The organism is Variovorax sp. V15, from assembly GCF_041154425.1.
Lineage (GTDB): Bacteria > Pseudomonadota > Gammaproteobacteria > Burkholderiales > Burkholderiaceae_C > Variovorax > Variovorax guangxiensis.
In genome coordinates this window covers 1,104,688-1,128,377 of record NZ_AP028659.1, presented here as the reverse complement: position 1 = coordinate 1,128,377, position 23,690 = coordinate 1,104,688, and the positions used below count along the sequence as shown (strand labels likewise).

At 67.6% G+C, this 23,690-nt stretch carries 21 protein-coding genes; 9 read left to right on the top strand and 12 right to left on the bottom strand.

The features are described from left to right. From ACAM57_RS05515 to ACAM57_RS05495, 5 genes are all read left to right on the top strand, one after another. Positions 1-1,194 (top strand): PilW family protein, encoded by a 1,194-nt coding sequence (locus ACAM57_RS05515; RefSeq protein ID WP_369660954.1) that lies wholly within the window; start codon positions 1-3, stop codon positions 1,192-1,194. Then, entirely contained in the window at positions 1,188-1,811 is a 624-nt protein-coding gene (locus ACAM57_RS05510) for a hypothetical protein (RefSeq protein ID WP_369660953.1), read from the top strand. The genes ACAM57_RS05515 and ACAM57_RS05510 overlap by 7 nt, the downstream gene beginning before the upstream one ends. After that, a complete protein-coding gene (locus ACAM57_RS05505) occupies positions 1,808-5,848 on the top strand; it encodes a pilus assembly protein (RefSeq protein WP_369660952.1) in 4,041 nt (1,346 codons plus the stop codon). The genes ACAM57_RS05510 and ACAM57_RS05505 overlap by 4 nt, the downstream gene beginning before the upstream one ends. A 96-nt stretch (positions 5,849-5,944) precedes the next feature. Continuing rightward, a complete protein-coding gene (locus ACAM57_RS05500) occupies positions 5,945-6,211 on the top strand; it encodes a hypothetical protein (RefSeq protein WP_369660951.1) in 267 nt (88 codons plus the stop codon). Between the two features lie 78 nt (positions 6,212-6,289). Then, on the top strand, positions 6,290-6,616 hold the full coding sequence (locus ACAM57_RS05495) for a hypothetical protein (RefSeq protein ID WP_369660950.1): 327 nt from the start codon (positions 6,290-6,292) through the stop codon (positions 6,614-6,616). A gap of 106 nt (positions 6,617-6,722) precedes the next feature. On the opposite strand, the gene pilQ is transcribed toward ACAM57_RS05495, so the two are convergent. Further along, positions 6,723-8,846 carry a type IV pilus secretin PilQ gene (pilQ, locus tag ACAM57_RS05490; protein ID WP_369660949.1) on the bottom strand — a complete coding sequence of 708 codons (2,124 nt, stop codon included), beginning with the start codon at positions 8,844-8,846 and terminating at the stop codon, positions 6,723-6,725. 158 nt (positions 8,847-9,004) lie between these two features. After that, positions 9,005-10,165: a porin gene (locus ACAM57_RS05485; RefSeq protein WP_184642193.1), complete on the bottom strand. Its 1,161-nt coding sequence runs from the start codon at positions 10,163-10,165 to the stop codon at positions 9,005-9,007. Between the two features lie 222 nt (positions 10,166-10,387). Between ACAM57_RS05485 and ACAM57_RS05480 the strand changes: the two genes are divergently transcribed. The 4 genes from ACAM57_RS05480 to ACAM57_RS05465 are packed head-to-tail and all read left to right on the top strand — an operon-like array spanning position 10,388 to position 15,363. Next, positions 10,388-11,485, top strand: a complete 1,098-nt coding sequence (locus tag ACAM57_RS05480) for a hypothetical protein (protein ID WP_369660948.1) — start codon at positions 10,388-10,390, stop codon at positions 11,483-11,485. Positions 11,486-11,503: 18 nt separating this feature from the next. Further along, positions 11,504-12,241, top strand: a complete 738-nt coding sequence (locus ACAM57_RS05475; RefSeq protein ID WP_126024990.1) for a nuclease-related domain-containing protein — start codon at positions 11,504-11,506, stop codon at positions 12,239-12,241. 4 nt (positions 12,242-12,245) lie between these two features. Next, positions 12,246-12,935: a response regulator gene (locus tag ACAM57_RS05470; protein WP_369660947.1), complete on the top strand. Its 690-nt coding sequence runs from the start codon at positions 12,246-12,248 to the stop codon at positions 12,933-12,935. A gap of 37 nt (positions 12,936-12,972) precedes the next feature. Then, entirely contained in the window at positions 12,973-15,363 is a 2,391-nt protein-coding gene (locus ACAM57_RS05465) for an LPS-assembly protein LptD (RefSeq protein WP_369660946.1), read from the top strand. 8 nt (positions 15,364-15,371) lie between these two features. Here ACAM57_RS05465 and ACAM57_RS05460 read toward each other — a convergent pair whose 3' ends face one another. The 10 genes from ACAM57_RS05460 to accC all read right to left on the bottom strand — a co-directional run bounded on the left by ACAM57_RS05460 (position 15,372) and on the right by accC (position 23,687). Further along, positions 15,372-16,214, bottom strand: coding sequence for an ABC transporter substrate-binding protein (locus tag ACAM57_RS05460; RefSeq protein WP_369660945.1), 843 nt, complete (start codon positions 16,212-16,214; stop codon positions 15,372-15,374). A gap of 55 nt (positions 16,215-16,269) precedes the next feature. Beyond that, positions 16,270-17,004: an amino acid ABC transporter ATP-binding protein gene (locus ACAM57_RS05455; protein ID WP_369662398.1), complete on the bottom strand. Its 735-nt coding sequence runs from the start codon at positions 17,002-17,004 to the stop codon at positions 16,270-16,272. Positions 17,005-17,051: 47 nt separating this feature from the next. Continuing rightward, on the bottom strand, positions 17,052-17,816 hold the full coding sequence (locus ACAM57_RS05450; protein ID WP_369660944.1) for an amino acid ABC transporter permease: 765 nt from the start codon (positions 17,814-17,816) through the stop codon (positions 17,052-17,054). Between the two features lie 12 nt (positions 17,817-17,828). Next, a complete protein-coding gene (locus ACAM57_RS05445; RefSeq protein ID WP_184642220.1) occupies positions 17,829-18,530 on the bottom strand; it encodes an amino acid ABC transporter permease in 702 nt (233 codons plus the stop codon). 39 nt (positions 18,531-18,569) lie between these two features. Next, a complete protein-coding gene (locus ACAM57_RS05440) occupies positions 18,570-19,322 on the bottom strand; it encodes an SDR family oxidoreductase (RefSeq protein WP_369660943.1) in 753 nt (250 codons plus the stop codon). Positions 19,323-19,503: 181 nt separating this feature from the next. Beyond that, positions 19,504-20,268 carry a LamB/YcsF family protein gene (locus tag ACAM57_RS05435; RefSeq protein ID WP_369660942.1) on the bottom strand — a complete coding sequence of 255 codons (765 nt, stop codon included), beginning with the start codon at positions 20,266-20,268 and terminating at the stop codon, positions 19,504-19,506. A gap of 29 nt (positions 20,269-20,297) precedes the next feature. Next, a complete protein-coding gene (locus ACAM57_RS05430; protein WP_369660941.1) occupies positions 20,298-20,696 on the bottom strand; it encodes a biotin/lipoyl-containing protein in 399 nt (132 codons plus the stop codon). Further along, positions 20,693-21,682 (bottom strand): biotin-dependent carboxyltransferase family protein, encoded by a 990-nt coding sequence (locus ACAM57_RS05425; protein WP_369660940.1) that lies wholly within the window; start codon positions 21,680-21,682, stop codon positions 20,693-20,695. The genes ACAM57_RS05430 and ACAM57_RS05425 overlap by 4 nt, the downstream gene beginning before the upstream one ends. After that, entirely contained in the window at positions 21,679-22,329 is a 651-nt protein-coding gene (gene pxpB, locus ACAM57_RS05420) for a 5-oxoprolinase subunit PxpB (RefSeq protein ID WP_369660939.1), read from the bottom strand. The genes ACAM57_RS05425 and pxpB overlap by 4 nt, the downstream gene beginning before the upstream one ends. Positions 22,330-22,331: 2 nt before the next feature. Beyond that, positions 22,332-23,687 (bottom strand): acetyl-CoA carboxylase biotin carboxylase subunit, encoded by a 1,356-nt coding sequence (gene accC / locus ACAM57_RS05415; RefSeq protein ID WP_369660938.1) that lies wholly within the window; start codon positions 23,685-23,687, stop codon positions 22,332-22,334. Positions 23,688-23,690: the final 3 nt, after the last annotated feature.

Below are 23,690 nucleotides of genomic sequence, written 5' to 3'. Positions count from 1 at the left end.
GTGCCCACCCCGCGCCCTTCACGCCCCGCTCGCGGGCAGCACGGCTTCAGCATCATCGAGCTCATGGTCGGCCTGCTGGTCGGCATGCTCGCGGTGCTGATCGTCGTGCAGCTGCTGTACTCCGCGAGCATGCAGCAGCGGCTGACCAGCACCAGCGGCGACGCCGAGATCAACGCCGCCACGGTCACCCACATGCTGGCACGCGAACTGAACCAGGCCGGACTGGGCATCAGCGCGTACACGCTGCTGGGCTGCAGCCTCACGTACACCACGACCTCCGACAGCAAGAGCGTCACGCTGTCGGCGCTGGCCCCGGTCACGGTGAACCCTGCCACCTCGCTGGTGCCCGCGGGCGACACCAGCACCGACACGCTGCTCGTCGTCAGCGGCAATTCCGCCAGCCCCACCGAGGGAGACGCACTCGCCGGTACCAGCACCGCGACCAGCTACACCGTGTCGACCCCTGCGTCCTTCGCCACGGGCGACTGGGTGACGGCCGCGGCGACCACGCGCGACAGCTCCACCTCATGCGCCCTGACCCTGGGCAAGGTGAGCGCCATCGCAAGCTATGTGCTGACCGTTTCCAGCGGCACCGCCGGCCTGACGGCGGCGGAGGCGGCCGTCTACAACCTGGGGGCCGCCCCCGTCATCCATGCCTATGCGGTCCGCAACGGCAACCTCACCGTGTGCGACTACGCGGCCTACAACTGCGGCGACTCCAGCTACACCACCACGCTCAACAGCAGCGTCTGGGTTCCCATCGCCAGCCACATCGCGAGCCTGCGGGCCCAGTACGGCCGCGACACCAGCGACCTGGTCACGCCGAAGATGGACGGCGTGGTCGACAGCTACGACCAGGCCACGCCCGGAAGCACGAGCGATACCTCGGGCCTGTCCAGCTACTGCGGCTGGCTGCGGGTGGTCGGCCTGCGGCTCGCGGTGGTCGCGCGCAGCCAGCAGTACGACAAGGACGAGGTCACGACCACCGCGCCCACCTGGTCCGGCAGCAGCGCCAACACCAGCACCACCAGCACGCTGACCACCGTGACGCCTTCCGCCCTGGCGATCGATCTCAGCGCCAACTCGGAGTGGAAGCACTACCGCTACAAGACCATCGAGACCACGGTGCCGCTGCGCGACGTCATCTGGAACGGCAACCAGGTCACCTACCAGAGCGGAGACGTCGCATGCTGAGCACCCGGCGCCCCCGGCGCGGGCAACGCGGCTTCGTGATGATCATCGCCCTGATCGCGCTGGCGATCATGAGCATTGCCGCGATCGGCCTCATGCGCACCACCTCCAGCTCGGCGAGCATCGCGGGCAACCTGGCCTTCGAGCAGGCGGCCGTCACCTCCGCCGACCAGGCGGTGGAGGCAGCGGTGACCTGGCTGGAGAACAACAGCGGGCAAACAAGTTCCAGCACCGCCGGCACCTGTTCGACAGGAAGCTCCGTGCTGGCCTGCGACCAGGCGAGCCACGGCTACGCCGCCACGCGCACCGACCCGGGCAGCACGCAGTCGTGGTCGCAGCTGTGGACCCAATTGGTCAGCGCGGGCTACACCGCCGTCTCGCAGAGCCAGGACAGCTCGGGCAACACCGCGTCCTACCTGATCCAGCGCATGTGCGCCAGCGCGGGCGATGCGTCGTCGAGCAACGGCTGCGGAAGTTCTCCCATGGCCGTGAATACCGGCGGCAGCAAGAAGTCCGGCAGCACCCCATCGTCCAGCAGCCAGGTCTATTACCGCATCACCGTCAAGGTGAGCGGGCCTCGCAACACCGTCTCCTTCACGCAAGCCATGGTGGCCCTATGAACAAGCTCCTCTCCGGCCGCTGGCGCTCCTGCATGGGCGTCCTGGCGCTGATCCTCGCGGCTCCCGCCTTCGGCGCCCTCACCGACCTTGCCACGGCCCCGCTGGAAACATCCTCGGCCACGCTGGTCAAGCCCAACATCATGTTCATCCTGGACAACTCCGGGAGCATGAGTTCCGCCTACCTCCCGGACTGGGCGGACGACTACAGCGCCAGCAGCTATCCATACCTCTACCGCAACAGCCGCTTCAACGGCATCTACTACGACCCGTCGGTCACCTACACGCCGCCCGTCAACTACGCCGGCACCAGCTACACCAGCATGACCTCGGCCAATACCTCGGCATGGACCAAGGTACCCACCGACGGCTTCGGCATCATCTCCACGGGCACGACGGACCTGACGGGAACGAGCACCCCCGCCACGTACTACACCTTCGTTCCTGGCGAGTACTGCTCCTCGGCCAACCTGCGCACATGCAACAAGCAGAGCGCGGCCACCACCGCCTATGCCTACCCGGCGTACCTGCGCTGGTGCACCACGTCCGCACTGAGCACATGCCAGGCCGTCTACATCGACAGCACCTCCGCGCCCGCCACCTACAAGTACCCACGGTATGCAGGCATGAGCTCCACCGCGACGATCGTCGTCAGCGGATCGAGCAGCACAAGCATCGGCGGCATCACGGTCAACGGCGTGCAGATTCTCTCGGCCACGACCTCGGCCAGCACCTCGTCCACCACGGTGGCCGCCAGCATCGTCACCGCCATCAACAACTGCACCAGCAGCAAGACAGGCAACTGCGGCATTGCAGGCTACAGCGCCAGCCGCAGCGGCAGCACGGTGACAATCACCTCGCCCAAGGGCACCGATGCCTACGGCTACTCGCCCGTGGTCACGCAGTCCGGCAGCATGACGGCCACCGTCACCGCCTTCAGCGGCGGCACGCCGGGCAGCTGGATACAGACCACCATCAGCAGCAGCACGTCGACCTATGCCTACCCCGGCACCGGCGCCCGCTCAACAACCCGCACCGACTGCACCACCAACGGCACCACCTGCACCTACGCGGAGGAGATGACCAACTTCGCCAACTGGTGGGCGTACTACCACACCCGCATGCAAGCGATGAAGAGCGCCACCACCCTCGCCTTCAGCGGGCTGACCTCCAGCTACCGGGTGGGCTACATGACCATCAACAAGGTCAGCAGCTCGACGGACTTCCTGAACATCGCCGACAACACCACCACCAGCGGCGGGCAGAAGTCGCTGTGGTACGGCAAGCTGCTGGCGGCCCAGGCCAGCGGCACCACGCCGCTTCGCACCGCGCTGTCGAATGCCGGGCGCTACTACGCGGCCAAGATCTCCTCCATCAATGGCGTCGCGACCACCGATCCGATGCAGTACGCCTGCCAGCGCAACTACACGCTGCTGTCGACCGACGGCTACTGGAACGAGACCGCGACGCCCTACAAGGTCGACGGCACAACCGCCATCGGCGACCAGGACAGCAGCGAGTCCCGCCCCTATCTCGACGGCAATGCGGTGTCCAACACGCTGGCCGACACGGCGCAGTACTACTACGCCACCGACCTGCGCTCGTCCTCCCTGAGCAACGCGACGAATTCGAGCGGCACGGATGTCTCCAGCAACAGCTATTCCAACAAGCGCCAGAACATGGTGACCTCCACCATCGGCCTGGGTGCCTCGGGCTACATGCTGTTCGATGCGGACTATGCGAACGCCACGAGCGGTGACTACTACGACATCGCCAACGGCACCCCTACCAGCAGCACGACGCAGGCTTCCGGTGTGTGCATCTGGCAGAGCTCCGGCAGTTGCAACTGGCCCACGCCGGTCAGCAACACGCAAACCGCCATCGACGACCTGTGGCATACCGCCGTCAACGGCCGGGGCAGCTACTACAGCGCTTCCAACGCGGCCGACATCAAGACCAGCCTGACCAACTTCCTCAACACCGTGGACGCCACGACCAGCAGCTCCGCGGCAGTCACGCAAAGCGCCGCCGTGCTGACCTCCACCACGGCCGGCTACACCTTCTCGACCACCTATTGCTCGGGCAAGTGGTTCGGCGAACTGGCGCGCTATGCGGTAAATTCCAGCACCGGGGTCACCTCCAGCACCGCGGACTGGGCCGAGTCGGGCGCGGGCTCCGACTGTTCGAGCACTTCGGGCAGCCTCACCACCACGGCGCTGCTGGACAACATCGGCTATGCCTCGCGCACCATCTTCACCTACGACGCCAGCACCGCCACGAAGCTGAGCTTCGCCTGGGACTCGCTCACGACGACGATGCAGGGCTACTTCAAGATCGCATCGATCAGCTCGCTGTCGCAGCTGTGCAGCTCTGGCACCAGCTGCCTGGCGACGGCGTCACAGGTCGACAGCTCCACCGCCGGCACCACCACCGGCGCGGGTGCGGTGAACCTGGTGAACTACCTGCGCGGCGACCGCAGCAACGAAGGCTCCACCAACACCAGGTACTACCGTTCGCGCACCCACGTGCTGGGCGACGTCGTCAACTCCACGCCGGTGTACATCAAGGCTCCCTCGCGCAGCTACAGCGACTCGGGCTATGCCAGCTTCAAGTCCGCCAACGCCTCGCGCCAGGGCATGGTCTATGTCGGCGCCAACGACGGCATGCTGCATGCCTTCAATGCCGACACGGGCGCCGAGGCCTGGGCGTACATCCCCTCGGTACTGCTGCCCAACATGTACAAGCTGGCGGACAAGAACTACGCCTCCAACCACGTCTACTTCGTCGACGGCCAGATCACGCAGGCCGACGTCTACTACAACAGCGCCTGGCACACCATCATCATCGGCGGCCTGGGCGACGGCGGCCGCGCGTACTTCGCGCTGGACGTCACGGACCCGAGCTCTCCGACCGTGCTGTGGGAGTTCAGCTCGAGCAGCACGCTCACGCCCAATCTGTACGACACGGACCTGGGCTACACCTACGGCGCCCCCATCATCACCAAGCTGTCGGACGGAACCTGGGCGGTCGTCCTCAGCTCCGGCTACAACAACGTCTCCGACGGCGACGGCAAGGGCCACCTGTGGATCAGGAACGCCATGACCGGCGCGCTGATCAAGAAGATCGACAACGGCATGGGCAGCAACGCCAGCGGCAGCACCGTGACCGGCTGTTCCGTCGTGCCCTGCCCCAGCGGCCTGGCGAAGATCAGCGGCTGGACCAACAGCTCCACCGACAACACCACCACACAGGTCTATGGCGGCGACCTGTACGGCAACCTCTGGCGCTTCGACATCAGCGCCCTCGCCGCCAGCAGCGGCAGCGCCACGGTGCAGCTGCTGGCCACGCTGTCGGACAGCTCGGGCACCCGCCAGCCCATCACCACCGCGCCGGAGCTGGGTCTCGTGAACGGCCAGCACGTGGTCTTCGTCGGCACCGGCGCCTACCTGGGCGTGACCGACATCACCACATCGCAGGTGCAGTCGATGTACGCCATCAAGGACACGCTGAACGGCAGCTCCAGCACCACCGCCATCTACAGCAACCCGCGCAGCAACGCGTGCAGCTCGAGCACCGTGGCCAACTGCTTCATCAGGCTGACGCTCACCGACACCTCCGGCGTACGAACGGCCTCCAGTTCGGTGAGCTACTCCACCAATTTCAGCACCATGTACGGCTGGTTCGTCGACATGCCCGAATCGGGCGAACGCGTCGACGAAGACCCGGTGCTCTCCTCCGGCACGCTGGTCTACGTCTCCAACACACCCAGCACCTCGGGCGCCTGCAGCACCGGCGGCTCCAGCTACATCAACTACGTCAACTACGCCACCGGCCTGACGGTGTCGGGCGCCGAGAATGCGGGCGTGCTGCTGTCGAGCGCGGGCCTGTCGAGCTCGGCAGCGCTCGCCGTCACCACCAGCGGCAAGACCGTCGCCACCACCAAGGACTCCACCGGCGCGGTGACGACAACCACCATCCCGACTTCCTCTTCGAGCAGCACGCGACGCATCTCCTGGCGCCGGCTGACCGACGGCAAGTAGAGAGGGCCGTTGCCGGCCTGCTCGGGATCGATCCGCCTCCTGCCCAGGCGGCGAGCCCTCAAGATATCTCCCACATCGCCGCGCAGACTCGTCGGCATGTGCACTCCCTCAGCCTCGCGCCCGTGGATCCGCCTGCGCTGGCGGCTGCCGTGCGCGGGCTTGGGCGGATACATCGTCGAAGGGCATTGGCTGTGGGAGCCCGGCACGCCTGCGGTACGCGCCGCGTTCCAGGCGGCCGTGGATGCAGGCGACAGGGCTTACGGCGCGGGAACGCATTGGGTGGAGCAGGAGGAAGCCGAAGCGCCTGCCGGCACCCAGATATCGGATGGACACCGAAGAACCATCGCGAAGACCTGCCGCTGATGTCCTGACTCTTCTTCGCGCCCCGGACCCGGCCCTTGTGCGAGACGCCGGGCACGACGCGGCAGATACCATACAACCATGAAGCCTGCTGCAAGCCGCGGGAAGTTCGTTGTCCGATACCTGGGCCCACTGATACCCTTGGGCCTTGCAGCCAATGGCATCTGGATACTGCTCTCCGGCTACTACACCTATAGACCGGGAAAGGGCAACTGGACCCTCACGCTGCTGCCGCCCGACTCCCATCTGGCCGGCCTTTTCTTCATCTTCCTCGGCGTGCTGGTCGCATCGCTCGGTGTCTCCGGGCGGAAGGAGCGATGGCTTTTCTGGAGCGGGCTCGCTGGCGCCCTGCTGTCCCTGATCATCGAAGGGCTGCGCCAGATCCTGCGCCTGGCCGTCCACGGCTAGCCGACGGCAGCCGATGAGCCGGGCGCTTCCCGTTCGATCGCGGGCAGCCTGAAGAAGCCGCGCAAGGCTCCCACATGGTCAGGTACATGGACCGGGCCGACCCGGCTCACCGCGCCGCGTTCCGATCCGAAATCATCTTCGGGCTGATGAAGATCAGCATCTCGGTCTTGTTGTTGACCCGGCTGCGGGTTCGGAACAGCGCGCCGACCATCGGAAGTTCGCCCAGCACCGGCACGCGCGATTCCGAGTTGGTGTCGGTCAGCTCGAAGACGCCGCCGATGACGACGGTGCCACCGTTCTCCACCAGCACTTCGGTCTGGATGTGCTTGGTGTTGATGGCATAGCCCGCGGTGGTCGACTGGCCCACGGTGTCCTTGTTCACGTCCAGCGCCAGGATGATGTTGCCCTCGGGCGTGATCTGCGGCGTCACTTCCAGCTTGAGGTTGGCCTTGCGGAAGGCGATGGAAGTCGCGCCGCTCGATGTCGCGACCTGGTAGGGCAGCTCGGTACCCTGCTCGATCAGTGCCTTGGTCTGGTCGGCCGTCACCACGCGCGGACTCGACACCACCTTGCCCTTGCCGTCCGCTTCCAGCGCCGAGATCTCGAGGTTGAGCATCTTCGTCAGGCCCGAGTTGAAGAGCGACAGCGCGAAGGTGCCGACCGCGTCGCCCGTCGTGCTGGTCGCCGGCAGGTTGACGAAGCTGGTGCTCGAATAGGTGTTGGTGCTCGTGGTGGTGGTCACGCCGCTCGTGGTACTTGAACTCACGGAAGGCGTCACGCCTACCGACGAGTTCGCGTTAACGAAACCGCCGCCCAGCTTCGCGCCCAGGGACTTGCTGAAGGTGTCGGTCGCCTCGACGAAGCGCGCCTCGATCAGCACCTGCCGTATCGGCACGTCCAGTTTCTGGATGAGCTCGGCCACCTGCGCGAGGCGCGATGGAATGTCGGTCACGAAGAGCTGGTTGGTGCGCACCTCGGCCAGCACGCTGCCGCGCGAACTCAATATGCGCGTCGCACCGCCCGAGCTGCCGCTGCCTCCGCCGGCGCTCGTGCCGGTGCCGGAGAGCCCCTGCGCCACCGTGGCCGCCTTCGCATAGTTGAGCTGGAACGACTGCGTGCGCAGTTGCTCGAGCCCCTGCAAGGTGGCCTGGGCCTCGGCCTTTATCTTGTCCTTGGCGTTGAGCTCGTCCTCGGGCGCGATGCGCAGCACGCTGCCGTTCTTGCGCATGCCGAGGTTCTTCGCCTCCAGGATGATGTCCAGCGCCTGGTCCCACGGCACGTCCTTCAGCCGCAGCGTGAGCGAGCCGGTGACCGAGTCGGAGGTGACGATGTTGAAGCTGGTGAAGTCCGCGATCACCTGCAGCAGCGAGCGGATCTCGATGTTCTGGAAATTCAGCGACAGCTTCTCGCCGTTGTAGCCCACGCCCTGCGTCAGCTTGGTCGGATCGACCTTGCGCGGGCGCACCTCCACCACGAACTGGCTGTTGCTCTGGTAGGCGCTGTGGTCCCAGTCGCCGCGCGGCTCGATCAGCATGCGCACGCGGTCACCGGCCTGCTGCATGCTCACCGTCTGCACGGGCGTGCCGAAGTCGGCCACGTCGAGCTTGCGGTTCAGGCCCTCGGGCAGCTGCGACTTGGTGAATTCGACTAGGAGGTTCTTGCCCTGCTGGCGGATGTCCACGCCGACCTGGTCGTTGGGCAGGCTCACGATCACGCGGCCCGCGCCTTCAGTGCCCAGGCGGAAGTCGACGTCGCGCAGCGGCAGCACGTCGCGGTTGCGGTTCTCCGCGAATTCGAAGGGCGTGGCGGCCACCAGCGCCGGGCCCGCCGCGGATTGCAGCGACACCAGCAGCGACTTGCCGCGCACCTCGGTCTTGTAGGCGGTGGCCTCTTTCAGGTTGAGCACGAGGCGCGTGCGTTCACCCGCCTGCACCACGTTCACGGAACGCAGGTTGCCCTGGTTCATCTCGATGGCCTCGCGGCCCAGGCTGCTGCGCATGCCCGGAAAATCGAGCGCGATGCGCGCGGGCGACTGGATGGCGAAGCCGTTGGGCGCTGCGGCCAGCGGCTCGGAGAAATCGACACGCAGCACTTCGCTGCCTGCCTGCAAGGAGCCCGTGACCGACTCGATCCTGTTCTGCGCCTGCGCCGCCGTGAGCGACCCGAAGGCAACGAGCAGGAACACGGACGCGCGCAACCGGCGCGCGATCGCGAATATCTGTTTGTTCATTTGACTGCCTTGAAACTGCGGCACCTTCTCCTCGCTGCCCTGAGCTTCCCTCCCGAGTGCAGCGTGTTCCGGAGACCGCGCAAGCCGTTGCGCGCGGCCGGAACGGGCAGCGCGGCGCCTCTGTGGCGGCCGCGCTGCCCCGTCACATCCTCACGCGATCAGAACGCGTGGCGGATGCCGAAGTCGTAGCCGGTGGAAGAACGCGGCAGGCCGGTGTAGCTGGTGCCCGTGCTGCCGTAGCCGGTGGTGCTGGCCGACACCAGGCTGCCCGTGTAGTTCACGTCGTTGCGGTTGTTCACGCGCGCCACCGTCGCATACAGCGCCGTGCGCTTGGACAGGTTGTGCACGTAGCCGATCGCGAACTTGCGCGCCAGCGGGTCCTCGCCCGTGATGCCGGCCGCGCCTTCGTTGTAGCGCACCTGCGAGTACGCCACGCGGATCAGGCCCGCGCCCACCGGCACCGTCGCGCCGATCAGGTAGCCGTTGTAGCTGTCGTGCGTGTCGGCCACTGCCGCGTAGTCGAACTTGTTCTTCACGTTCGACAGCTCGCCGAACAGCTTCACGGGACCGAAGTCGTACGAGGCGCCCAGGTTGATGGTCTGCACGCTGCGCTGCAGCGCGGTCGTGTCCACGACGGTGCTGCGGCCCACGCCCAGGGCGACGTCCAGCGGACCGTTGGCGTAGCCGAAGCGGCCACCCACGTAGCGGCCAGCGCTGCTGCTCGAGGCGGCGGTGGTGCTGGTGGCGTCCGTGCTGGCGTTCTCGTGCAGCGCGTACTGGAACTGGCCGTAGAAGCCACCCAGGTTCGGCGGCAGGAAGTAGCCGATCGAGTTGCTGGCGCGCACGTAGTTGGCGTTGTTGAGGGTGGTGTTGCCGCTGACGGTGCTGATGACGTTGGTGCCCGAGCCGTTGGTGCCGAACGGGTCGAAGACGGTGTCGTTCCAGAAGGTGGGCGTGTAGTCGCGGCCCAGGCGCAGTTCGCCGAAGCCACCCGACAGGCTCACGGTGGAGCGGCGCGCGAAGGTGGAGATGCCGGTGGCGCCGTCGTCGTTGGTGATGGGCGCTTCGAGCCAGAAGCTCGCGGCCAGCCCGCCGCCGAGGTCTTCGGTGCCGCGGAAGCCGATGCGGCTGGAGTTGTAGCCGGAGTTGCCCAGGCTGGTCTTGCTTTGCTTGACCGATGCGCCGGTGGTGGTGTCGCGCGAGGTCGTCGACTGGTAGGTCAGGCCGGCGTCCACGACGCCGAACAACGTGACGGACGATTGGGCACAAGCCAGGCCGCAGACGGCCAGGGCAGCGAATGCCGTGAGGGTTTTCTTCATTCAGGGTTCTCCAGTTTCAGGTCTGTTGCGGCCGCTCGGTATCGACCGGCTGTACGCATCGTTTCGTCCAATTCGGGAGGAATTTGGTGGTTTGGTTTTCCTGCGCGCGGAGTGTTGTTCGCGCACATCAGACCTCTTCGCGTGAGCGTTACACCGCCCTTCAAATTTCTCCCAGATCACCTGAAAAGATCCGTGCATGACGAAGCTGGAGACCCGAAGGTGATGCGTTCACGAACCCTGCTGGCGGCCGTGTGCGGCGCAGTCGCCATCGCCTGCGCCAGCACGAGCATCGCGATGGTCCATCGCACTTCGCAGCAGCTTGCCGCGCACGTGCTCGCCGGCCATGCCGCGCAAGGAGCATCCGCTGCGCCACGCGCGCAGGCGGACACGCGCTCCTGGTGGTCCGCCTTCGAAGACCCCGCGCTGGACAGGTTGATGGCCGCGTCGCGCGACGGCAATGCCGAAGCCGGCATCGCCGCGACCTACATCGCGCTCAAGGTGAAGACGCTGGAGTCGAGCTACCTGGAGAACACGCGCGCGGCCATCGCGCGGCAGACGATGCTGATCAAGGGCGCGAAGCTGCCGTACGACGACTTTGCGAAACAGCTCGCGCAGCGCCAGTCGGGCGCGCAGGCCACCATCGAGAAACTGCAGGCACAGCGCGCGAGCTACATCGCCTACCTCGCGAAACAGTGCCACATGAGCGAAGCGGCGCTCGGCGAGATGCTCGCCGATGCATTGCAGGACAAATCGCTTCCCCGCTTCGCGGCCGAGGTGCCGCGCGAGCTGCCGATGACGGTGCTCGCCAACAGGAACGACATCAACCTGGCTGCCGCGCTCTACGACGCCGACCCGGCGGCGATGCCCGCGGGCACCATCGATGCGGCGGCAACCGACGAAGCGCAGGACATCGAAGTGCCCGGCAAGCCGCTCTATGCACGCGCGGTCGCGCAGGCGCGCGAGCAGGTCGCCGAGGCGCTGCGCCGCCTGCAGATGCAGAGCGACATCGCAAACACCGCCTACGCGCGCGTGGTGAATGCGCGCGCGGGCTTCGAGGTGTCGAAGCGGCGGCGCGACCGTGGAGAGATTTCAGAAGTGCAGCTCATGGAGGACTTCCAGGGCCTGCTGCTCGACCTGCATGTGCTGGCCGCGGCCAACGGCGAGCTCGCGCTCGCATGGGTCGTTCTCATGGGAAGCATCGGAAGCGGTGCATCCATCGACACCGTCGCCGACCCGCGCTCCGCACAAGCCGAGCGCACAGGACAGAACGAGCAAATGCCGTTTCTGCACAAAGTCTCCCGAAAGTTGCGCAATCCTTGAGTTCCGAAGGAGCACCGATTGACCACAGCCCTGCACAAAGTTCCGGCCCGCCCCGTGCTGACACTGGCCGGCCACGGACACAAGAAGCCGGACCCCGCCGCGCTCGCGCGCCGCGCCTGCTCCCCCGACAGCGAACCCGCGACCAGCGCCGCCACCACGCTGGCCATCCAGCAGCTCGCCGCCGCGTTCCAGCCTGCGTTCGGACGCATGCACGTGCTGCGCGACCTCGTCATTCCCATGTACGAAGGCAGCGCCGTTCCCACGGCCCGCTTCGACGTCGCGCTGGTTTGCGAGGCCGGCGTGTACCTGTTCGAGGTGAAGGGCTGGCGCAACGCGGTGGTGTATCGCAAGACCTCCACGCAAACGGTGCCGCGCTGGTTCCTGCGCCAGCACGGGCACTCTCTGGCCCGCGAGGTGAAGGACCCGGCCTGGCAGTGCGGCCGCAAGACCACACACCTGCGCAGCCTGATGCCTTCCGACCTGCGCGTGCAGTACTTCGTGATGCTGCCCTTCGACGGCGTGGAGCTCGAAGGCGTGATGCCCACCGTCGTTATCACGCCGCAAGACCTTCCCTACATCGCGCGCGTGGCGCGCAACAACGGCCGCAGCGAGCAGGGCTACCCCATGCTCGACAACGCCGCCATCGACCGCACGCTGCAGCTGCTGACCGACCTGCAGGGCGATCTGACGGTGGACGACCACATGCGCAACTGCCGCGAGCGCACCGCGCAGCCCGGGGCCCTGAAGCTGCAATGACGCGATGAGCCGCATCCTGCTGGTGGAGGAAGGCCACGACGCCGCCTCGGTGCTGCTCGACGAACTGCGCCGCGCGGGGCACGAGACCGAGCACATCGAGGACGGCGCGGTCGCGCTGCACCGCATCCTGACCTCGCCGCCCGCGCTCACCCTGCTCGACGTGGAGCTGCCGCGCGTCAGCGGCCTGCAGATACTGGAGAAGATCCGCGCGCGCAGCGACCACCCGATCATCATGCTGACCGCGCTCGCGCAGGAGGCCGACCGGCTGCGCGGCTTCGAGCTCGGCGCCGACGACTACGTGTGCAAGCCCTTCTCCCCGCGCGAGGTGGCGGTGCGCATCGGCACGGTGCTGCGCCGCTACGCGCAGCGCCAGCGCGTCGCACGCCCGGGCATGCCGATCACCTTCGGCGCGGTACGCGGCTGCGCGATCCTCGACGGCCACTACCTGCCGCTGACGCGCCGCGAATCGCTGCTGCTGCGCGCGCTCTCCAGGGAGCCGGGCAAGGTGCTGACGCGCTCCAAGCTGCTGGAGGCCGCCTTCCCGGAAGCGCTGGACGTCAACGAGCGCGTGGTCGATACGCACATCAAGAACCTTAGGAAGAAGCTGGCCACCGTCTCGGCCGCGCACGACTGGATCCGCTCGGTCTACGGCGTCGGCTTCGCATGGGAATCGCAGGCCAGGCAGGACGCCTGAGCGGATACCGGCCTCTCTCGCACACTCTTCTCTTCACATGAAACTACGCTGGCGCGGCTTGTTTCCGCTGCCGCCGATGGTGCTGCTTTCGCTGCTCATGCTGCGCGCGCAGACGGCCACGGCACAGGAAGACACATGGACCGAGGCGCCGCTCGCGCTGCACCGAACGCCCGAGCTGGCAGAGACCATCCCGCCGGCCGAGCGCGGTCTGCGCCCCAGCATCGTCGATGGCGACAGGCTCCGCGGCCGGCCCGACCTCGAAGTGACGGTGGAGGGAAATGCCACGCTGCGGCGCGGCGACACGCGCATCACCGCCGACCGGCTCGAATACCAGCCGCCGGGCGACCTCGCCACGGCCACCGGCAACGTGCACCTGAACCAGGCCGGCAACGTGTACGAAGGCCCCGAGCTGCATCTGAAGGTCGAGAGTTTCGAGGGCTTCTTCGACCACGTGCGCTACACGCTGCTGGCCAACGGCGCGCACGGCGAGGCCGAGCGCATCGACTTCGTCGATCCGAAGGTGTCTGTGGCGCGGCATGTCACCTACACCACCTGCCTGCGCGAGAACTACCCGGGCTGGATGCCCGCGTGGATGCTCACGGCGGTCACGATGGCCACCGACTCCGAGACCAACCTCGCGACCGCCACCGACGCGCAGATCACCTTCCTCGGCATCACCACCCCGCCCATACCGTCGGTGAGCTTCCCGCTGAGCAACGCGCGCCAGAGCGGCCTGCTGCCGCCGGTGATCGGCTTCGACACCACCAACGGCTTCGAGTATCTGCAGCCCTACTACTGGAACATCGCGCCGAACCGCGACCTCACGCTGTACCCGGAACTCATGAGCAACCGGGGCGTGAACTTGGGCACCGAGTTCCGCTACCTGGAGAAGACCTACAGCGGCCAGATCCGCATCGACGAGATGCCCAGCGACAGCCTGCGCGACCGCAACCGCTGGGGCCTGTGGGCCAGGCACAGCCAGCAGTTCGACCCCAAGCCCTTCGGGCTGGATTCGCTGAGCACCTCGTTCAACATCAACCGCGTGAGCGACGACGACTACTGGCGCGACTTCACGCACTCGCCCACGCTGACCTCGCGCACGCTCACCAACGAAGTGGACCTCAACTGGAGCAAGGGCGACTGGAGCGGCCAGGCGCGCACCCTCTCCTACCAGACGCTGCAATACGCGGCCTCGCCGATCACGCCCTCGTACAACCGCGTGCCGCAGATCACGGCCAACTACAACAAGTACGACTGGCACGGCTTCGACGTATCGGGCACGCTGGACTACTCGCGTTTCGAGGTCGATTCGGCCTACTCGCCCACGCTCAACGGCATCAAGCAGCCCAATGGCGAGCGCATGGTGGGCAACCTGCAGATCAGCCGGCCGTGGATCACGCCGGGCGGCTACGTCATTCCGAAGCTGCTGCTGCACACGGCCTCCTACCAGCTCGACTCGGCGCTGGCCAGCGGTGCGACCTCCATCAGCAGCGTGGTGCCCACCGTGAGCCTCGACAGCGGCCTGGTGTTCGAGCGCGACACCAATCTCTTCGGCCGCGCATGGCGCCAGACGCTGGAACCGCGAGCTTTCTACGTGCGCACGCCCTACCGCGACCAGAGCCAGCTGCCGGTGTACGACACGGCCGCCAACGACATCAGCTTCGCCACCCTCTACACGGAGAACGCGTTCTCGGGCAACGACCGCATCTCCGACACCAACACGCTGACCACGGGCGTGACCACGCGGCTGATCGACCCCACCACCGGCGCCGAGTCGGCGCGCTTCGGCATCGCGCAGCGCTTGCGCTTCAGCGACCAGAACGTCACGCTGCCGGGCGGCACCGCAGTGACCGACCGCTCGGGCGACTTCATCCTCGGCGGGCAGGTGCACTGGAACCCCAAGTGGAGCATCGACGGCCTGGCCCAGTACAACATGGACACCGGCAAGAGCACGCGCGACGCGCTCACCCTGCGCTACACGCCCGCGCCGTATCACACGCTCACCGCGGCCTTCCGCTACCAGGCCGACAGCACCACCACCGCGAACGACGGCACGAAGACGGTGGACTTCAACTGGCAGTGGCCGCTGAGCGAGCTGACCAGGGGGCTCTTCGGCGAAAGAAAACCCGGCGATCCGGGCCGCTGGTACGCGGTGGGCCGGCTGAGCTACAGCCTGCACGACCGCGCGATGTCCGACAGCCTGATCGGCGCCGAGTACAACGCCTGCTGCTGGGTCGGCCGCGTGGTGCTGGAGCGGCTGGTGTCGGGCCGCACGACGCCCGACACGCGGCTGATGTTCCAGATCCAGTTCAACGGCTTCGGCAACATCGGCTCGAACCCGACGAGCACGCTGCTGCAGAACATCCAGGGTTATCAGCCGCTGAATCCGCAGACGCAGGAACCGAGCCGCTTCACCAACTACGATTGAGGCTCAGCTCAGGGCAGCATCTCGAACTTGAGCTCGGCCAGCGGCGTGACCTTCTCTTCGCGCACCATCTTGTATTCGGTGTTCGGGCCCAGCCACTTGGCCCAGAGGCGGTCGAGTTCGCCCGACTTCTCCAGCGCATAGAGGGCCGCGTTCACCTTCGACAGCAGTACGGGCTCATCCTTCTTCATGCCGATGCCCACGGGCTGCAGCACCATCGGCTCGCTGATCATCTTCAGCGCCACGCCGCCGGTCTTCGACTGGTTGACCAGCTTGGTGATGGTCATGGTGTTGGCGACCATGCCCACCGACTTGTTCTGCTGCACAGCCATGAAGGCCGAGCCGGTGTCCTGGAAGGTGACCGGCTCGGAGCCGTTCATCTTGATCGACAGCTCGGAGGTGGAACCCTTGGTCGAGCTAAGGCGCTTGCCCTTGAAGTCGGCCTTGGTGGTGCCGGGGTCGGAGGCCTTCACGGCCAGCATCTCCTTGGCCACGTAGTACGGGTCGCTGAACTGGATCTGCTCGCCGCGGCTCCTGGTGTAGGCCAGGTTCGCGATGGTCACGTCGACGCGGCCGAGCTTCACCTCGGGCACGCGCGCTTCCACCGACAGCGGCGTGACCTTGGCGGTGAGGCCCAGTTCCTTGGCCAGCGCGTTGCACAGGTCGACGTCGTGGCCCACCATCTCGCGCGTCTTGGGGTCGGGCGCGGCGAAGGGCGGAACGTCGGCGAAAGTGCCGCACCTGAGTTCCTTGCGCTGGCTGATGTCGCTCCATTGGTCGGCGTGCGCGAGCAGCGAGGCCGCGCCAAGACATGCACCGACGGCGCAGAGACGAAAGACGGTCTGGTTCGACATGAGGAACTCCTTGTGTGGGATTCGAGGCGAGAAAGCAAGGGGAAATCGGTGCGGCTCAGTGCGCGCGCAGGTCCGACAGGAAGCGCTGCGCGCGCGGATGCTGCGGGCTGCCGAAGAAGGTGGCGGGGTCGGCCTTCTCGAGGATGCGCCCCGCGTCCATGAACCAGACACGGTCGGCCACCTCGCGGGCGAAGTTCATCTCGTGGGTGACGCACATCATGGTCATGCCGTCGTGCGCCAGCGCGCGCATCACCGACAACACCTCGCCCACCATCTCGGGGTCGAGCGCGCTGGTGGGCTCGTCGAACAGCATGGCCGGCGGCTCCATCGCCAGCGCGCGGGCAATGGCCACGCGCTGCTGCTGGCCGCCGGAGAGCTGTGCCGGGTATGCGCCCGCCTTGTTCGACAGGCCCACGCGCTCCAGCAGCTGCCCGGCCTTGGCCTTCGCGTCGGCGCGCTTCACACCCAGCACGCGCATCGGCGACAGCATGATGTTCTCCATCACCGACAGGTGCGGAAACAGGTTGAAGCTCTGGAACACGAAGCCGATGCGGCTGCGCAGTTTGTTCAGCGCCGCGCTGCCCATGGGTGCGTGGATGTCGTGGCCGTCGAAGAGCAGTTGTCCCGACTTCACTTCCTCCAGCCGGTTCACGGTGCGGATCAGCGTGGACTTGCCCGAGCCCGAAGGGCCGCAGACCACCACCACCTCGCCCTTCTTAACCTCGGCGTTGATGTCAGCCAGCGCCTGGTAGTCGCCGTACCACTTGTTGATGTTCGAGAACAGGATCATGGTGTCGTCCCTGGCGGGCGATGTGCGGGGAGCGGGCGTCGTCATGGTCATGGCTGTGGCGCCGCCACCGGCGAAGGAAGCGGCGTGCTGTCTCCGGCCGCGGGTTGGACCTGCACCGCGCCGAGCCGCTTGTGCGCGATGCGCCGTTCCAGCCACTGGGTGAGCTGGGTCAGGCTGAAGCAGACCACGTAGTAGGTCATCGCCAGGATGAAGAACACCTGGAAGGGCTTGGTCAGCAGCTGGTTGTTGATCTGGTTGGCAGCGAAGGTGAGTTCCTGCACGTTGATCACGTAGCCCAGCGTGGTCTCCTTGATGGTGGAGATGAACTGGCTCAGCATGCTCGGCAGCATGTTGTAGAGCGCCTGCGGCAGGATCACGAACCACATGGTTCCCAGGTGGCTGTGGCCCAGCGCGCGCGCCGCCTCCGTCTGGCCCTTGGGCAGGGCCTGGATGCCCGCGCGCACCACCTCGGAGAGATACGCGCCCTCATAGATCACCAGCGTGCACAGCATGGTGGTGAAGCCCGACACCTCGCGCCCGATGAGAAGCGGCACCAGGAAGTAGACCCACAGGATCACCATCAGCAGCGGCACGCCGCGCACCACGTACACCAGCACGGTGGCGGGCCAGCGCAGCACGCGCCAGGGCGACAGCCGCGCCAGCGCGAGCAGCACCGACAGCGGAAAGGCCAGCACGATGCCCAGCACCGAGAGGATCAGCGTGGCGACGATGCCGCCGAGCGGTCCGTTGGGGTATTGGCCGACCAGCAGCAGCAGCCAGTTGTCGCGAAGGATTTCGTAGACGCTGTACATGCGATGCCCCGCTTACCTTGTTCCCGCAATGCGATAGCGCCGCGACAGCCATCCGCCCACGGCCATGATGAGCAGCGAGCACACCAGGTACAGCACGGTGGCCACGCTGTAGGCCTCGAAGGTGCGGAAGCTCTGGCTTTCGATCTCCTTCACCGCGTGCGTCAGCTCGGCCACGCCGATGGCCATGGCCAGGCTGCTGTTCTTGAATAGCGACACGCTGTGGTTGACCAGCGCCGGCACCGCGTTGCGGATCGCCTGCGGCAGCATCACGTGGCGCATCGAGCCGATGTAGCCGTGGCCGAGCGCGCGAGCGGCTTCGGCCTGCCCCGCCGGCACCGCGCGCAGCCCCGAGCGCATGTCCTCGCTGAAGTAGGCGGCCTGGCACAGGCCGAGCGCGACGATGGACAGCAGCCGCTCCGCGTTGTTGGCCGACAGCCAGCCCTGCAGCGCGTCGGGCAGCAGGCTGAAGATGCCGAAGTACCAGAACATGAGCTGCACCAGCGTGGGCACGTTGCGGTGATAGGAGACATAACCGGCCACCGCGCGTTCGGCGATGCGGTTCGGCGTGAGCCGCACCACCAGCAGCACAACAGCCATGGTCATCGCCAGCAGCCAGGAGCCGGCCGCGATCCTCAGCGTCTCCAGCATGCCGTGCAGCAGCATGTCGCCGAACTCCGGTTTCAGCAGGATCGCCAACAGGTCGAAGTCCTTCATGCGCTGTTCCTTTGGCTGGCGTGCATGGACCTGGGGGAATCAGCCGCGCGGAGTTTCGGGCCGGGTGGTCGAGAGGCCGCCGGGCACCTGCAGCGTGGGCGTGATCTCCATGTGCCCCACGTTCACCGCAATGGGCGCCGCGATGGCGAAGGCGATGGCGCTGGCGATGTCCTCGGCCTGCGGCAGCTCGAATCCCTCGACGAAGCGCTTGTAGGTGTCCTCGGAGTCGCCGTGCACGTGGGCGAAGATGTCCGTGGCCACGCGCCCCGGACAGATCTCGGTGACGCGCACGCGCTTGCCGAAGCAGTCGATGCGCAGCTGGCGCGACAGCATGCTCACCGCGGCCTTGGTCGCGTGGTAGGTGCTGTTGCCGCCGAAGTTGTAGGCCCCCGCGATGGAGCTGATGTTGACCACGTGCCCGCGGTCGCGCGCGACCATGCCCGGCACCACGAGCCGGCACAGGTGCAGCACGGCGCGCAGGTTCACGTCCACCAGCAGGTCGATGCCCTCGGCGTCGGCCTTGAGGATGGAGCCGGGGCGATCGACGCCGGCGTTGTTGACCAGCACGTCGAACTCGACTTCCTGCGCGAGCCGGGTGATCCCCGCGATGTCGCTCACGTCGACGGCGTGCGGAACGCAGCCGGTGCGCGCGGCCAGGTCGGCCAGCTTGCTGGCGCTGCGCGCCAGCGCATGCACCTTCAGGCCTTCCTTGCTCAGGCGCTCGACGACGGCGGCGCCGATGCCCGAGGAGGCTCCGGTCACCAGTGCGGTCTTGTAGTCGGAAAACGGCATGTTCGGTTCTTTCGTTGGGGGCAGATGACTGCCTGGATTTCACTGTAGCCAGCGCCCGCGGGCGGCGCCAAGACGGATTGGCTGTGGAGAGATAAGCCGCCCTTATGTCGCCCGCGATCCGTGCATATGGGTAAGGGTTAGCACCATGTTCGTGCCCCGACGCCCCACCGGTCAGGTGCGGTCAGGTGGATTGCCTGGAGATGGGCACCACGCGTCCCGCCTGCTCCACCATGCCGCGCACGGCACGCGCCAGCTCCACAGCGCCGGGGGTGTCGCCGTGCAGCAGGATGGAATGCACGCGCATCGGGATCTTCCGGCCGGTGACGCTGGTGACGGTGCCGTCTTCCAATAGCTGGCGCACGCGCGCCAGTACGGCGTCGCGCTCGTGGATGACGGCGCCGGGCAGCTTGCGCGGCACCAGCAGGCCGTCGTCTCCACAGGCGCGGTCGGCCAGGAAGGTCCGGCGCACGTGAAGGCCGCAGCGCTCGGCCGCGTCCTCGATGGCTCGGCTGGCGGAGGTGCTGACGGTGAGCGTGGGGTCGAAGTCGGCCACAGCCCGCACCAGCGGCTCGGCCAGCGCGGCATCGGCCGCGGCCATGTTGCCCAGTGCGCCATGAAAGCTCATGTGCGTCATGCGGTGGCCGGCGGTGCGGGCCATGCCGTCGAGCGCGCTCAACTGGTAGAGCACATAGGCCACCAGTTCCTTCGTCTCGATCTGCATCTGGCGGCGCCCGAACCCCATCAGGTCGGGAAAGCCCACGTGCGCGCCCACGTCCACGCCGCGCTGGCGCGCCATGCGCACGGTGCGGTCCATGATGACCGGGTCGCCCGCGTGGAAACCGCAGGCCACGTTGGCGGAGGAGACGATGTCCAGCAGGGCTTCGTCCTCGCCCATGCGCCAGGGGCCGAAGCCTTCGCCGAGGTCTGCGTTCAGGTCGATGTCCATGATGGGGAGTCCTTCTCTTTCTCGTTCTGTCAGAAAGGATGCAGATCGATCAGCGGGCTGCCGTAGCCGACGGCGACACCGTCGGCCGCACGGATGCCGTCGACGATGCCCGCCTGCGGCGCCGTCACCGGCAGCAGCAGCGGGCCGATCTTCAGCAGGCCGACGGCCTGGCCGGCCGCCACGCGCGCGCCGATGCGTGCCAGCGGCACGGCGGCCATCGGATGGCCGTGCAGGAAGACGCCGAGCGAAGGGGCGCGGATCGATACGAGTTCGATCTCTTCTTCCTCCTCTTCTTCCGGCAGCTCGACGATGTAGTCGCCCTTCCGTCCGAGGCGCAGCGTGCCCTGCGGCGTGCGCAGTTCGAGCAAGCCGATGTCGGTGCCGACCAGCCAGGCGGCGAGTCGGGAAACGTCCTGCATGCCGGTCATTTCGTGGCGGCGGGCGCGCCGCGGTGCAGTTCGACCATCCGCGCCACCTTGTCGAGCCAGGCGCGCACCTCGTCCAGCGCGTCGAGCGCCTCGTCCCAGCTGGTCTCGATGAAGCGGATGCGGCTGCCGATGGGCGCCTGCCCCAGGCGCCACATGTCGGCCTCGATCACGGTGCCGAACTTGGGGTAGCCGCCCGAGGGCTGGGCGTCGCGCATCTGGATGATGGGCTGCCCGCTGTGCGGCACCTGGATCACGCCGGGCACGATGCCGTGCGAGCGCAGCTCCATCGGCGCGATGGGCCGCAGCGCCTCGCCTTCGAGGCGGTAGCCGTAGCGGTCGCTGTGCGGCGTGATCTTCCATTCGCCGCCCCAGAAGGCCTCGCGCGAGGCTGGCTCGAAGGCCATGTACTCGGCGGCGGGCAGCACGCGCACGGCCGCGACGCCGCCGCGCTCCAGCGGCAGCGCGAGCGACGGAGGAACCAGACCGAACCCGGTGCGGCACACAGCCCCGGCTCCAGCCGCGCGCAGCAGATCGCCCTTGCGCAGCGCGCGCCCCTCATGGCCGCCGAAGGCGCCGCGCAGCTGGGTGCTGCGCGAGCCCAGCACCTCGGGCACGTCGATGCCGCCGGCCACGCACAGCATGGCACGGCTGCCGCGCTGGGCGCCGCCCCGCGGCAGGCCCAGCGTGAGCACCTGGCCTGCGCGCGCCTGGTGCACCCACCAGGGCAGCAGAAGCTGCTCGTCGAGCCGGGCGGCGCAGTCGGCGCCGGTGAGTGCGAAGGCGCAGTCGTCGTCGAAGAGCACCTTGAACGGGAACACCGGCACCTCGACGGCGGCCGCGCCGAGCGCATTGCCCAACAGCAGGTTGCCGGCGGCCAGCGCGAGGTTGTCCATGGCGCCCGAAGTGCCCACGCCCCAGCGCAGGCTGCCGGTGCGGCCCAGGTCCTGCACGGTGGCGAGCGCGGCGGAGGAAAGTATCTCGATCATCGGACGATGCCCTCCACGCGGAAGCGGATCATGTCGCCCGGCTGCAGCATCGCGGGCGGGTCCTGCGCGGGGTCGAAGAACACCATCGAGGTGGTGCCGATGGTGTTCCAGCCGCTGGGGCCGGCCGATGCCGACACGCCCGTCTGCGCGCCGCCGATGGACACGGCGCCGCCGGGAATGCTCAGCACCGGCACCTTGCGCCGGGGCGTGGCGATGCGCGGGTCCATGCCGCCCAGGTAGCAGTAGCCCGGATGGCTGCCGAGCGCGTACACCGGATAGAGCGGCGTGCTGTGCAGCTCGACGATGGCGTCGATGCCAAGCCCCGTGTGCGCCATCACGTCGGCCATGTGCGGACCGCCCTCGCCGCCGTAGACCACCGGCAGTTCGACGATGCGGCCCTCGCGCGGCAAGGCGGTGGCCGCGTCCCAGGCTTCGCACAGGCGCGTGCGCAGCGCGTCGAGCTGGCGCGGCGCGCGCGTGAAGCTGAGCATCAGGTTGTTCATGCCCGGCACGGCCTCGCGCACCTCGGGCCAGCGCTCGGCCTCGCGCGCCAGCGCCCAGATTCGCTGCTGCGACGGCAGGTTCATGCCGCCGGGCGCCTCGAAGAGCAGCGCGGTGGTGCCCAGGAGGCTGATGGATGGTGCCATATTCACGCCGCGCTCCTTTGCTGCAGCCAGCGTTCCAGATGATGGATGTCGACGCCGCCGGCCGCGAAGCCCTCGTCGCGCAGCAGCGCGCGGTGCAGCGGCACGTTGGTGGCGATGCCTTCCACGCGCGTCTCGGCCAGCGCCAAGCGCATGCGCTCGAGCGCGTCGGCGCGGCTCGCCCCGTGCACGATGAGCTTGGCGATCATCGAGTCGTAGTACGGCGGCACGCGGTAGCCCGTGCCCGCGTGCGAATCGACGCGCACGCCGAAGCCGCCGGGCATCTGCCAGCCGGCGATGCGCCCCGGCGAGGGCGCGAAAGTGTCGGGGTTCTCGGCATTGATGCGGCACTCGATGGCGTGGCCCCGGCAGTGCACGTCGGCCTGCGCGATCGACAGGCACTCGCCGCGCGCCATGCGAAGCTGCTGCTGCACGATGTCGATGCCGGCGGTCATCTCCGTCACCGGGTGCTCGACCTGCAGGCGGGTGTTCATTTCGATGAAGTAGAAGGCGCCCTTTTCGTACAGGAATTCGAAGGTGCCGACGCCGCAGTAGCCGATCTGCCGGCACGCGGCCGCGCAGCGCTCGCCCACCTCGGCCAAGAGCGCCTCGTCGATGCCGGGCGCGGGCGCTTCCTCGATCACCTTCTGGTGGCGCCGCTGCAGCGAGCAGTCTCGGCTGCCCAGCCACACGGCGTTGCCGTGGCTGTCGGCCAGCACCTGGATCTCGACGTGACGCGGGTGCAGCAGGAACTTCTCGATGTAGACCTCGGGGTTTCCGAAGGCCTGTCGGGCCTCCTCGCGCGTGAGCGCCATCGCCCCGGGCAGCGCCGCTTCGTCGTGCACCACGCGCATGCCGCGTCCGCCGCCGCCGCCCGCGGCCTTGACGATGACGGGGTAGCCGATCTCGCGCGCCAGCGCCTGCACGGCGGCGGCATCGTCGGGCAGCGCCTCGTCGGGGCCGGGCACGCAGGGCACGCCGGCCTTGCGCATCGCACGCTTGGCCGAGACCTTGTCGCCCATGGTGCGGATGCAGGCGGCGCTGGGGCCGATGAAGACCAGACCGGCCTGTTCGACGCGCTGCGCGAAGTCCGCGTTCTCCGACAGGAAGCCGTAGCCGGGATGGATCGCCTGCGCGCCGCTCACTTCGGCGGCGAAAAGAATGGCGGACTGGTTGAGATAGCTCTGGCTCGGCGCGGCGGGGCCCAGGCACAGGGCCTGGTCTGCCTGCGCAACGTACACCGCGTTGCGGTCGGCCTCGGAGTGCACGACCACGGTACGCAGCCCGAGCCCACGGCAGGCGCGCTGGATGCGCAGGGCGATCTCGCCCCGGTTGGCGATGAGGACGGTGTCGAAGGACATCGC